The sequence below is a fragment of the Desmonostoc vinosum genome (assembly GCF_059505385.1).
Map to the genome: position 1 here is coordinate 1 of NZ_JCACKM010000177.1, position 13,023 is coordinate 13,023.

A 13,023-nucleotide genomic window follows, 5' to 3' on the forward strand; every position below is an offset into this window, starting at 1 on the left:
TGGGGATTGGGGACTGGGGACTGGGGATTGGGGACTGGGGACTGGGGATTGGGGACTGGGGACTGGGGACTGGGGCCCCCGCTCCCGGAGGGAGTGGGGATTAGGGGTAATGGGGAATGGGGACTAGGGACTAGGGACTGGAGAACAGTTTTACTCTAGTCCCTAACCTCTAGCCCTTAGTCCCTAGCCTCTAACCCCTAGCCTCTAGCCCCTCGTTTATCGACGTTCATCTAGCTGCACTCTAGTAATTACAGAGCGGGGAATTTCTACTACACGACCCTTTTGATTTAAGTAAACTGCTGTCTCATCCCGGCGAATTAATTGACCAGTCCACTCTTGCTGTCCATCGTGGGGAGGGGAAGTGGAAATGATTACAGGAAATCCTTTAAAAGAAATAAACTCCCTGTCTGTTACTAGTTGCCGCGAAATACCAGGACTAGACACTTCTAAAACATAAGCGTCTGGAATGATCTCCGCCGCATCTAGAGAAACTTCCAAAGCACGACTCATCCGCTCACAATCATCCAACCCAGTGTCCTGCTGAGGATTGCGGATATCTACCCGCAAGACTGGCGGACGTTGATTAGTATGAAAAACTACACCAACAACTTCTAAACCCAGTTCTTCTGCTACTGGTGTCGCTAAATCAGTAATTTGTGGTACTAAGGGATGAGTCATGCGAAAATTCAATAAAAAAAGTGGGCATCGACCCACTTCCTGCGATAGGGATATCTTCCAAGAAGTCTTGTGACGAACCATCATTGGTTCGCCGCTAATTTGAGTTTAGCGCATTTATTTGAGAGTCAAGGGAAATAGGGAATGGGGAATGGGGAATGGGGAATGGGGAATGGGGAATTGTAATTATCTTTCTCCCCTCCCAGCCTACCTACCCGTCTTTCTTGCTCCCTCATCCCCTGGTCACTGAGCGAAGTCGTACCCTGCGGGAAGCAAGCTACGCGCAGCGTCTCCGACAGGAGAAGTGCATCCCCCTACCTTGTTTTCGGAAGCGCAGTACCTTTGTCTATGACTGCTGGAACTGATGTTTGTGTTCTTAGGTGTCTGGTTTGCTCAAGAATTTGGTCTATGTCTTCTTGGGATAAACGCTGGACGTAGTTGAGCTTGATTTCTTCTAAAAAGTCACAAAGTAAGCTCTGAATTTCTGAGAGTACCTGTTTTTTCTGGATTTCGGCTCCTAGTGCTTCGGTGAAGCGTTGTATGAGTTGACTGGAGAGTTTTGCTCCGATGGGATCTTCGATCGCACTGACTAAAGCTTTTTGGAGGTTATCTGTTAGTTGGGTTGCTATTTGCTCACTGATTTGGGTCTGTGCCTGTCCCACGCCGGGGAGATTCTGGAGGTTTCGGTAGATGGGGACTTGATGAAAAACGGTATCGATATTGTGGCGCAAAATGGCAACGATCGCAGGTTGAATTTCGGGTAGTACTTGGTAAACTACTGTTTTGACTACAAGAGTAGCGATCGCTTCTATTTCATTAACATTATTAATGTCTATGTAAGGGCGTAAATTTTCTTGTTGCAATAACCACTTGGTTAATTCACCTCGCTGAATCGAAACCTGAATTTGATTAATTACTCTCACCACGACAATTTCGGTGATTTCTTCAGCAAAATTGGCAACAACACTCTGATGAATTTGTCGCCTGACTGGACGAAAATTCACTAATTGTGCTTGGTCAAGACGGATGGTTACAGGTATAATTCGCAACCATCGCCCAAAGGGGATTAGCAAGAATAGGTCATACCAACGCCACGATAGTGCTTCTAGCCAGCTTAAAGTAGGATGTCGGCGTTTGATGTAAAAGGTACGCCCTAGCAATTCAATGCCAAAGATAATCACGAATGGTAGGTCAATCATCCAGAAATGATCGACAAATTCACCATTTTCGCCAATTTGACGATAGTAATTGGAGGCAATGAGCGGTCGGATTTTCTGGTTAAAAAAATTAATTTCCTGCAACCAGCCGTTTTTGGTTAGGTATGGTTGACTCCAAAAGGTGGCAAAGGCTTGTTTTGCAGATTTTTGATTGACGCGATCGCGCAGACGATGTTTAATTTTTTCGAGAGTCCCACTCTTATCGACTCCCTCGAATGGATTGGTGTCAATCATCTCGGCGCTGAGACGATTTAATTCCTCTAGTCTGGCTTTTGTTTGCGGCGACCTTAAACCTAGCTGACTGACCTGTTCTTCTAAGGCAGCTACCGTTTCTAGATAGTTTTGGGTGTCGCGATGTGGTTCAATACCTTTAATGCGATCGTAAATAGGGATAATTTGGGGAAAACTTCGTAAATAAAAATCCCGTCCAGCCACGTAACTTAAATCAAACAAGACTAAACCCAAGTTTACGGCGGCAGTAATTGCCATTAATCTCTCAAACCAAAGGTTCCGTCTCTTTGGGAATTTTTGATTATTCATTGTTAGTTTTATATTATACAATTTTTAAATATAAGTTTTCTCAAGTACTTACTATCAAGCCTTTCTACGCTAGTTTTGCTACTAATTTAAAGTACTTCTCTTGATGGATGACATAAATTATTTTTTGTACATTTCAGATAAATTTAATCACTATATGAGAAATTAATCAAAAATCGTTAATAATCGAGAAAAAGATGTTAAAGAAACTTAAAATAGCGTGTTAACATCTCTATTCTGCTGATTTGACTAAAGGAGATTTAAATTATGTGGTGTGGGTTTGGAAAATCAAGCGTGGCTATCACTGCTATCTGCTTGGTAACTGCTGGCGTAGTAATTTCTGACATAGGTTTTGCTGCCCGTAAGCAAAACTATACGCCACAACAATTCCGCGCTGTATTGCGGGGATTAGGCTATAACGTCAAGGTAACAAATGCACCTTTGACGGATGAAGAAACCAAAAAAGCAATCCGTGAATTTCAGAAAGGCTACAGGCTAAGTTCTGTTGATGGCATAGCGGGGCCCAAAACCCAAGATTTTGCTGCCAACATCATGCAAATTCTGCAAGCTAATTTGAATGCAGTAATTAAGCCTAATCCGCCACTCCCCCGTGATCAATTTTACGGCCCTCGGACGGAAGAAGTAGTCAAGGAGTTTCAGAAGAAATATCAGCTGCAAGAAACAGGAATTGCTAATTTGGCACTCCGCCAAAAGCTGAACGAAGAAGCAAAGAAAGTTATCGGTCAGCCAGCTACCAAGCCATCACCAACAGCTAAACCAACGGCTAAACCAACGGCTAAACCGACAGCGACGCCAACGGCGACACCGACAGCGACGCCAACGGCGACACCGACAACCACGCCAACGGCGACACCAACAACCACGCCAACAGCGACGCCAACGGCGACACCAACAACCACGCCAACGGCGACACCTACGACTACACCCTAGAAATCATCAAAAAAATCGGCGTGAATCTCACTCTGTAAGGGATGGGAGGGACACACGTTCGCCGATTTAGTGATTAATTCATTTGATTCGGTTCTTCTAAGGGTCTGCCCTTGGGTGTGGGTAAAATTGGGCGGCGATCATCGTAAGGCATAGGAATATACTGAACGGTGGGTCGCCCTCCTTGGGGTTGTGGGTATAAATCCATGAGTTCATAAATCGAACGGGGCAGTCCGACTGTTATGGGCAGCCCCATTTCTGTTGCTTCCTCAACAGTGATGGGATAGTCATGGGTGACGCGTCCAGTTGTCAAAGCTTCAATAATCGGTTCGATGTTTTCTGGCTGAACTTTCTGCTTAGGTATACTATCTTTGAGTAAAGTCCGTACAAACCGCTGTACTTGTTGAATGGCTTTGCCTGAGAGGTCTGCCATAATTAGAGTTTGGTCATCAATTTCGCTGATGGGTTTATCTGCAACTACTTTTAGGATACTCGCCGCCGGATAGTTACCAAGTTGGGGATCAACCGGGCCTAAAACAGCGTTAGCATCCATAACAATTTCATCAGCGGCCAGGGCTAGCATTGTACCGCCACTCATGGCGTAATGAGGTACATAGACGGTAACTTTTGCTGTATGACGAATTAAGGCTCTGGAAATTTGTTCGGTAGCTAATACCAAACCACCAGGAGTGTGCAAAATTAAATCAATTGGTATATCTGGTGGGGTGAGGCGAATTGCCCGCAGTATCTGTTCGGAGTCTTCGATAGTAATGTAGCGAGATATAGGAATTCCTAATAAGCTAATGGACTCTTGACGGTGAATTAGTAAAATCACCCGGCTGTTGCGTTCGCGTTGAAATTCGTGCAAAGCACGAAAGCGGCGATATTCCATCTGACGTTTTTGCCAGATGGGCTGTAAGGAAGAAAGCAGCAAGAAAATCCAGAATAAATCACCAATACCGAATCCCATAGAAATGATTGCTCAGATATAACGGTTGCCGTCATTATTGTGACAATTCTTAGACCGTTGCAATTCTATCTGGAGAGCTAGAAGGGGGATGCACTTCTCCTGTCGGAGACGCTGCGCGTAGCTTGCTTCCCGCAGGGTACGACTTCGCTCAGTGACCGGGAGAATAATTAATACCTCATTCACTTCTGTCGCCAAATCTTGATGGTGTCGTCATCACCACCACTAACTAAGGTTTTGCCATCGGGACTAAAGGCGATCGCTCTCACAAAGTTGGTATGATCTGTGAGTGTACAAATCTCTCTACCTGTATGGACTTGCCACATTTTAATTGTGTGATCCCAACTACCACTAGCAAGAAGTTGTCCATTTTGAGTAAAGGCGACTGAACACACTGAATTGGAATGACTTTTGAGAGTACGAATTTCTTTGCCTGTGTAAATGTGCCACAGTTTGATGGTATTATCGCTGCTGCCACTAGCAAGGAGTTGCCCATCTTGACTAAAGGCGACGCTGTTAATAAAGAATGAATGACCACTGAGAGTATAAATTTCTCTATTTGTGTACACTTGCCAAAGTTTGATGGTGTTATCGCTGCTGCCACTAGCAAGGAGTTGCCCGTCTTGACTAAAGGCGACTACCCCAACTGAGTCAGAATGTCCTGTAAAAGTTTGAATTTCTCTACCTGTTTGTACTTGCCAGAGTTTGATTGTACAGTCTGCACTGCCACTAGCCAAAAACTTGCCATCGGGACTGAAAGCTACAGAATGTACCCAGCTGGCATGACCTGTAAAAGTACTGAGTTCTTTACCTGTATTGACTTGCCACAGTTTAATTGTGTTATCCCAACTGCCGGTAGCCAAAATTCCCCCTTGAGAACTGGAGGTTGGGTAAATTGGGCTAAAGGCAACAGAACTAACCATGCTGTTATGACCAGAGAACCAACGACCGAGGTGACGTAGCAACTTGCCAGTACTGAGTTGCCAAAGTCTGATTGTGTAATCGTTGCTACCACTAGCAATAATTTGCCCATCTGGACTAATGGCGATCGCTTGAACCATACTGGAATGACCTCTAAGGGTATGGGTACATTGCCAGTTTTGTTGTTGAGGTGCGATCGCTGTAACATATTGCACCTCATTAGGTATTACGGGCGTTGTCGGTGGTTTTGTGGTTACATACTCTTCAATGTCAGAGTTTAATAAATCCAACCATTCTTTCACAGACTGAGGGCGATATGTTGACTCTAAATCCATACCACGCATAATCGCCAGACTCACTCTATTACTAATACTGGGATTAAAATATTGCGGTGGTTCTAGGGGTATGTTGTGGCGTCTTTCGTCTGCGCTTGTAGGTATAACTCCTGTTAATAAATTATACAAAGTTGCAGCCAGAGCGTAGATATCAATATATTCTCCTCGCGGTGCTTCTAATTCGTACTGTTCTGGCGGAGCAAAACCAGGAGTACGATAAACAGTATGCCTTTGAACGACATTGGGAACAAATTCTCTAGCAATACCAAAATCTATCAGCACAGCTTCAGGTTTATTGACGCGAATCATGATGTTACGCGGCTTAAGATCTCGATGCAGCAGACCTTTACTATGAATTAACATCAAAGCGTCGCCAATTTGCCGGATATATGACAGTGCTTCTGCTTCAGATAGAATACCCATGCGCCTGAGACGCTGACCTAAATCTTCACCTTCGATATACTCCATCGCCATGCAAGGCATGGTTCCTTCATCAAAAATTGTCTCTATTTGTACTATGTGAGGATGGTGACATACAGCCAGCCGAACACCTTCATCACGGAAATCTTGCCGTAATTTGTTGCGGTGAAGTACCCAGGCAGGATGATTGAGGATTTCTTCTTTGAGGGTTTTAATAACTCGCAGTTCGTCCCGTTGATTTTTGGCAAGATAGGTAATGCCTACTCCGCCTTCGCCTAGCTGGCTGATGATAATGTAACGTCCCCCAAATAAAAGCTTTCCTGGATTCCACACCATTAGTAATAATTGCCAAATCCTGGTATTTATTTTGGCATGGCTTCAGCTTAACCAACAAACTTAAGTTTTGAGCGATTAAAATAGAATTACCATCAATTACTGCAAATTAGTGATTGAAAGAGCATTGTCATCAAACTCAATAATTAACAATAATTAAATCCAGCCATCTTGAATAAATTGTGATATTACTTTTGTAATCTCTAATTGTAATATGATTTTATAAAGCTTTAGTTAAATTATGTCTGATTACTAAAATCTCTAGTTATTTAACCATGCTAGAGTAAACGATAAGTTTAACTTTGTCGGTTCCTCATAACCTTAATTGCAAGTATCTAAGAATATGTTAAAAACTTTAAATTTAAAACAGAAATTTACAATCTTCTTACTCATAATACTCGTATTTGGTCTGAGTTTGAGTGGATTTGTACTTTCTTCTTTGCTCAGAGGAAATGCTAGACAAGATATTGCTTCGACAGCGCTAATGGTAATGGAAACTATGAGTTCTGTTCGTAAGTATACTAGTACTCAAATTAATCCAGAACTAGCTGATAAATTGACTACTAGATTTTTACCACAAAGCGTGCCTGCATACTCAGCACGAGAGGTATTTGACATTTTGCGACAGAAGACAGACTTCCGCGACTTTTTTTATAAAGAAGCAACTCTCAATCCTACTAACTTGAGAGATAAGGCTGATGGTTTTGAAACAGAAATCGTCGAAAATTTCCGAAAGAACCCAAATACTAAGGAAGTCAGTGGTTTTCGCTCAATTCCTGGTGGAGACATATTTTACATTGCTCGTCCCCTACCAATTTCTGAAGAAAGTTGTTTAAAATGTCACAGCACGGTTGAAGCTGCACCTCCAAGTATGATTGCTCTCTATGGCACAACTAATGGATTTGGATGGAAACTAAATGAAATTATAGGCGCTCAAATTGTCTCGGTACCAGCGAATAAAGTTATTAACAAAGCTAATCGATCCTCTTTAGTGATTATCTTCATTGTCTCAACTGTTTTTGTTGCAACTATCTTGTTAGTTAACTTTTTCTTAAATCGACAAGTGGTAATTCCGCTCAAGCGCATAACTCGCGTTGCAGAGGAAGTTAGCACAGGACATATGGATGTCGAGTTTGAGCAGTTATCTAATGATGAAATTGGTAATCTTGCTAAAGCCTTTAAACGGATGCAATTAAGTTTAGAAATGGCAATGAAAAGAATCAAGCGTTCTCAGGGAAACACAGGAACTTAATAGTTCAAAATTCCAAATTCAAAAAAATACCTCACTGTTCACAATAGGTTTTTCTTAAACGCAAAAGCTGCTTCAAAATCAGGAATTTCTCTAGCTATAAATTCTACAAATTCAAAGGGAGAGATATAAGGATCTTGAGCTAAAATCTCTTCTATAACTAAATTTGCCATGGGGCCGATGTGATAAGCTAACTCTTGTTGACAGCGTTGGATAAATCCTGGATTGAGTGAAGGCTGTTGTGCAATTTGCTGAACCTGTGGGATAAATCCTGGATTGAGTGAAGGTTGTTGTGCAATTTGCTGAACCTGTGGGATACCGGATAGATTATTTATCTGGTTATCTTGGTTATACAAATATGGCATTGTTTCTGTAGCTTGATATTCAGGAGCAAATACACTAGGAGGTAATTCTACAACTTTTGCAGACAGCGTTATGATTTCTGGCTGTCCCAAGCGCTTTAAATCGTTGAGAACTTCACTCGCTGTTTGATATCGCTTGTTGGGTGTATCTGCTAGCATGTGGTCTATGATTAAAGCGAAAGCATTACTCACATCAGCGTAAGAACGCCATTTCCACTCTAAAGAATACTGATCCATTAGTAAAGATGGGTCTCTACCTGTGAGTAGTACAATAGTTGTGACTCCCAAAGCGTACAGGTCACTACCAGGGGAACACAAACCTAAGCTAATCTGTTCACGAGGAGCATATCCCACTTTACCAACAAGAGACATTTTGCCGACAAAGGTAATTTGCTCAGAACTTTTTCCCTCATTGAATTCAGCAATTTGCTTTCCCACACCGAAATCAATTAACACTGGCAAATCTTTACCTTCAGGTAACATGATATTGTCAGGAGAAATATCTCGATGGATAATGTTGTGCTGGTGGACATATTCTAAAACAGGTAGCAAATTCAGCAGCCACTCTGTAGCTTCCTGTTCAGAAAATGTTGCTCCTTGACGTTGGCGTTCTGCCAGCAGTCTCGAATATGTTTTACCATCGACATATTCTTGCACTAAGAACAGCCTTCCCTCTCCTTCAAAACAAGCTAAAAATCTGGGAATTTGCGGATGTTGCAACTGATGAAGAATTTTTGCTTCTACTTTGAATAAGTTGCGAGATTTCTCTAGTCCATTTTCTCCTGTACCAATGGGTGCAAATTCCTTGAGGACGCAAGCTTCGTTAAAGCGTCGAGTATCAAACGCCAAATAAGTTCTTCCTAAACCGCCTTGTCCCAAAAGTTTTTGGATAATATAACGATTATCGATTAGAGTTCCAGCAGTTATTTCTGCTCGTGTCAAAGGAGACTGTGACATGTCATCGCACTCCTAGCGATTATATTGATAAATTATCGATTTATTGAAGAAAATAGAAACTCTAGCCGATAAAAGCTTGTATGATCTCTAAAACTGAGGTTAGCACCACTATTGAGGCGAGAAAATACATTTTTCTACAATCTGTTGATGGTGTTGTGTAACCAAACAAACGATTTTTTGCCCTGAGTAGTTTTCAGCAATACTGCTCGTATTTAGATATTTTAGCAACCGAAAACATCAGCAGTGTCTGCGGTAATGTCTGCGGGTGCTTCTGCCTGCTGTTGCCTTTCACAATTAACAGCACCTTACCTCTAGTAACTTAGTTGGCACTAAGGTTTGGAATAAAAGAAAACGGAGTGACACATGATTTTTGGAAAGGTTGAAGTCGCTGTAGACTTGCTAGAGATAAGTATTATATATATTTCAAGTGCAAAATATGCGATCGCTCTCAAAAATTAACTTTTTTGTAACTTAATGCTGTGATTAAATAACTACCTCAGCGTTGGTTACAAAAGCTATCGGTTAAAGTGACAATAATTATGCCTGATTGATGTGAATTAAACACACCTCTTATCCAACAAGGGTTTCTAGATTAGTCCAAAATCATTATTTGAAGACTATCTATAAAATACAAGGGTTTGCTGACTTAATTAACCCAAATCATCAGGATTCACGCCTAGCTGACGTAAACGTTCTGCTAGTTGTTCCGCTTTTCTTTTTGCTTGTTCAGCCTCTTGTCTAGCCTCTCTAGCCTCTTGTTGAGCAAGAATAACTCGTTCGGTGGCTGCGGCAACTTCCTCGCTGGGTTCGGGAATTAACTCTCCTGATAAAGTGAACCACCTCAGCCACAACCTTTCAATATCTCGAAATGACCCTTGCCATAAGCCTAAACTTAAATCTATCTCTGGCATTAGTAAGCGTCCATCAGTCAAATTCATAGCTTCGTAGTGACCGCCTACTAAGTGAAATGCTTGGAGTTCATTAGTATAGCGACTAAACACGACATAATAGGGAATCCTCAGAATTCGTTCATAAACTTCCCATTTGCTAGGAGGTTTATTTGGGGAACTTGTTTTGATACCTAAATCTTCGTCTTCTGTACCTGGAGATAATAACTCTACAATCACAAAGGGATTAGCAGGCTCTTGCCAAGTTACATAACTTAAACGTAAGTCTTTACCTTTATATAATTTTGATACTCCAACTGCACCAAACCAATCGGGGCGTTTGTACCATAAAGGATGCTGGATAGTGTAGTAAAGATTGAGATCAGCAGCACTATAAACTAGTTCTGGATTCCAGTTAATCGGCTGAAAAGTTAAATATAAAAGTAAAGGCTGTAAAAAGTGAAAATCATCCGGCAAACCTGGTTCCTCTGGGTTATCACTAGGTAAATCATACATTGTTGGCAGGGTTTCCCAAGGTGGCAGTGGAGGGTCAGATTGCGGTATGAAGGGAGGATAAAAAGTCATAATATATTTTTTTTGATTTTTGATTGAGAAAAACGGTTCTTATTAATTTTATAACTTTGCACTTGAGTACAAGCTTACTTTTAAATAAGATGCGTTAATATCACAACAAACTAATCATCTCCCTACTACCCATTTTTAAGACAGCTACTCACAGAAAAAAACCACAGCTATGATATCAAAATACTTCTTCCCCCACTCCCTATTCCAGTAAATCGGGTTCATCGCGCACAATTCTGTCATAAAGCGGTTGAAAGCCAAACCAACCACTGATATGTGACCCCACTTGACTTTGTGTTAAACGAGCTGTTTCGTGATTAATGATCCTGGGTCTACCCGCAGCTTCTGCTAATAGTTGGGCTTGACACGATCGCTCAAGGTTAAAATACCATGAAGCTGCTTCATCCACTGAATGTCCTACAGTGAGAATGCCATGGTTACGTAAAATCAAAGCTTTCTTCTCGCCTAAAGTTTCAGCTATTTGCTGACCTTCGGAAATATCCACTACCACACCTGTATAGTCATCATACAGCGCATGATCTTCGTAGAAAGCGCAGGAGTCTTGTGTGAGCGGATCGATTAGGCGACCGATACTAGACCAAGCTTTAGCATAAATTGAATGGGCGTGCGCTGCGGCAATAATATCGGGTCGAGCTTCATGAATTTGAGAATGGATAGCAAAGGCAGATTGATTCACGGGTTGATCGCCTTTAACAACTTCCCCCTCTTTGTCAACTAAAATCAAGTCGGAAACTCGGATATGTCCGAAGTATGTCCCAAAAGGATTTACCCAAAAATGATCTGTAAACTCAGGATCGCGAGCTGTAATATGACCTGCAATTCCCTCAGTAAATCCAAATCGAGCAAACAGGCGAAAAGCAGCGGCTAGGCGTTGCTTGCGATGCAAGCGTTCTTCCTCAACTCGCTCGAATACAGGAGGTTGTGGCCTTTCAAGTTTGGGCATATTTTCTCTGTTTTTTATAGGGAACATTAGAAATTTCCAGAACAAAACAACTTAACGCTGTGAAATTCTGGTGTGAACTGGTGACGTTAAATGCAGCCGATGTCATTGTCCAAGAAATAACTCAACACGGATGAACTCTAAGATATTTTTTTTACGACGTGATATCTATCACTATTTAAAAATTAGCGGCAGTAGATATCGCCTGGTTGCAGCGATCGCACTTTCAACAATTTTAATTGTGCATATGCTTTTCAATCATTTTTAGATTTTTTTAATATTTAGTGCCTGATTAGATCAATTAGACCACAATTGCGAGCGATCGCATCTCTCATTAGGTCTACTTTTTTAGATAAATATTGATTACAAATTACTTAATAGATACATGAGGGAGGCGGGGATGAGGAGACGCGGGGACGCGGGGACGCGGAGAATAATCAATGACAATTCCTAATTCCTCATTCCCCTTCTCCTCATTCCCCTTCATTTATCTTAAAAATAGAAGGCTTGCTCCCCCTGCCCTTTCTCACAACAGAAGGAATCTAGGATTAATGACACACCTATTTGAACCACTCAAGATTCGTGAAATTACCTTTCGCAATCGCATCGCTGTTTCACCGATGTGTCAATACTCAAGTACAGATGGATATGCCAATGACTGGCATTTGGTTCATTTAGCTTCTCGTGCAGTTGGTGGTGCAGCTGTAGTCCTAACAGAGGCCGCAGCTGTTGAGCCTCGTGGGCGCATTAGTCCACAAGATTTGGGAATCTGGTCAGACGCACATATAGACACTTTAGCCAAGACTGTCGAAATAATTCATAACCTTGGCTCTGTTGCAGGTATTCAACTCGCTCATGCAGGTAGAAAGGCTAGTACTGCTAAACCAAGTAAAGGAGGAAAAGCACTAGATGAATCTCAGGAAGGTTGGCGTCCTGTGGTTTCGAGTAGTGCGATCGCTTTTAGCAAAGATAGCCCAGTACCTGAAGCTCTCACTCTCGTCGGCATTCAGCAAGTGATTGACGCCTTTGTGGAAGCTGCTAAACGTTCTCTGCAAGCTGGATTCAAGGTAATTGAAATCCATGCTGCCCATGGTTACTTGCTGCATCAATTTCTCTCACCTTTGGCTAACCATCGCACAGATAATTATGGTGGTAGCTTTGAAAACCGTACCCGTCTGTTGAGAGAGGTTGTTCAAGGAGTGCGAGAGGTGTGGCCACAGACAAATCCACTTTGGGTACGCGTCTCTGCAACTGATTGGGTGGAAAAGGGTTGGGATATAGAGCAAAGCATAGCTTTGAGTAGCAAACTCAAGTATTTGGGAGTTGACCTCATTGACTGTTCTTCAGGGGGTATCATACCGGGCATCAACATCCCGGTTAAACCCAGTTATCAGACTAATTTTGCTGAACGTATTCGCAAAGAAGCAAATATTTATACAGGAGCCGTAGGTTTAATTACATCCCCCGAACAAGCAGATCAGATTATTCGTACAGGAGCAGCTGATGTAGTGTTGTTGGGGCGCGAACTGCTGCGTAATCCCTACTGGCCGCACCTTGCGGCTAAACAGCTAGGACATGAGAAACTCTGGCCTGTGCAATATGACCGAGCTTGGGTGTGAGGACTGGGGACTGGGGACTGGGGACTGGGGACTGGGGACTGGGGACTGGGGAC

Annotated in this window: 11 protein-coding genes; 4 read left to right on the forward strand and 7 right to left on the reverse strand. The window is 42.3% G+C overall.

All coding sequences use genetic code 11. The features are described from left to right. Positions 1-216: 216 nt before the first annotated feature. On the reverse strand, positions 217-678 hold the full coding sequence (gene rimP / locus AC5JMF_RS23125) for a ribosome maturation factor RimP (RefSeq protein WP_495798047.1): 462 nt from the start codon (positions 676-678) through the stop codon (positions 217-219). A 311-nt stretch (positions 679-989) separates the two neighbouring features. Continuing rightward, positions 990-2,432, reverse strand: a complete 1,443-nt coding sequence (locus AC5JMF_RS23130; RefSeq protein WP_495798048.1) for a hypothetical protein — start codon at positions 2,430-2,432, stop codon at positions 990-992. Between the two features lie 264 nt (positions 2,433-2,696). Here AC5JMF_RS23130 and AC5JMF_RS23135 point away from each other — a divergent pair, with 264 nt between their 5' ends. Beyond that, entirely contained in the window at positions 2,697-3,380 is a 684-nt protein-coding gene (locus AC5JMF_RS23135; RefSeq protein ID WP_495798049.1) for a peptidoglycan-binding domain-containing protein, read from the forward strand. Between the two features lie 73 nt (positions 3,381-3,453). On the opposite strand, the gene AC5JMF_RS23140 is transcribed toward AC5JMF_RS23135, so the two are convergent. After that, on the reverse strand, positions 3,454-4,347 hold the full coding sequence (locus AC5JMF_RS23140; RefSeq protein ID WP_495798050.1) for an SDH family Clp fold serine proteinase: 894 nt from the start codon (positions 4,345-4,347) through the stop codon (positions 3,454-3,456). A 179-nt stretch (positions 4,348-4,526) separates the two neighbouring features. Next, complete coding sequence (locus tag AC5JMF_RS23145) at positions 4,527-6,356, reverse strand: protein kinase domain-containing protein (protein ID WP_495798051.1); 1,830 nt, start codon at positions 6,354-6,356, stop codon at positions 4,527-4,529. A gap of 340 nt (positions 6,357-6,696) precedes the next feature. Between AC5JMF_RS23145 and AC5JMF_RS23150 the strand changes: the two genes are divergently transcribed. Then, positions 6,697-7,605 carry a c-type heme family protein gene (locus AC5JMF_RS23150; RefSeq protein ID WP_495798052.1) on the forward strand — a complete coding sequence of 303 codons (909 nt, stop codon included), beginning with the start codon at positions 6,697-6,699 and terminating at the stop codon, positions 7,603-7,605. Positions 7,606-7,643: 38 nt separating this feature from the next. Here the strand turns inward: AC5JMF_RS23150 and AC5JMF_RS23155 are convergent, their stop codons facing one another. From AC5JMF_RS23155 to AC5JMF_RS23165, 3 genes are all read right to left on the reverse strand, one after another. Beyond that, positions 7,644-8,921 (reverse strand): protein kinase domain-containing protein, encoded by a 1,278-nt coding sequence (locus tag AC5JMF_RS23155; protein ID WP_495798053.1) that lies wholly within the window; start codon positions 8,919-8,921, stop codon positions 7,644-7,646. Between the two features lie 650 nt (positions 8,922-9,571). Beyond that, positions 9,572-10,393: a Uma2 family endonuclease gene (locus tag AC5JMF_RS23160; protein ID WP_495798054.1), complete on the reverse strand. Its 822-nt coding sequence runs from the start codon at positions 10,391-10,393 to the stop codon at positions 9,572-9,574. Between the two features lie 199 nt (positions 10,394-10,592). Further along, positions 10,593-11,354 carry a class II aldolase/adducin family protein gene (locus tag AC5JMF_RS23165; RefSeq protein ID WP_495798055.1) on the reverse strand — a complete coding sequence of 254 codons (762 nt, stop codon included), beginning with the start codon at positions 11,352-11,354 and terminating at the stop codon, positions 10,593-10,595. Positions 11,355-11,484: 130 nt separating this feature from the next. Between AC5JMF_RS23165 and AC5JMF_RS23170 the strand changes: the two genes are divergently transcribed. Together AC5JMF_RS23170 and AC5JMF_RS23175 are read left to right on the forward strand one after the other, a co-directional pair. Continuing rightward, positions 11,485-11,619 (forward strand): hypothetical protein, encoded by a 135-nt coding sequence (locus tag AC5JMF_RS23170; RefSeq protein ID WP_495798056.1) that lies wholly within the window; start codon positions 11,485-11,487, stop codon positions 11,617-11,619. Positions 11,620-11,902: 283 nt separating this feature from the next. Continuing rightward, entirely contained in the window at positions 11,903-12,970 is a 1,068-nt protein-coding gene (locus tag AC5JMF_RS23175; protein WP_495798057.1) for an NADH:flavin oxidoreductase/NADH oxidase, read from the forward strand. Positions 12,971-13,023 lie beyond the last annotated feature (53 nt).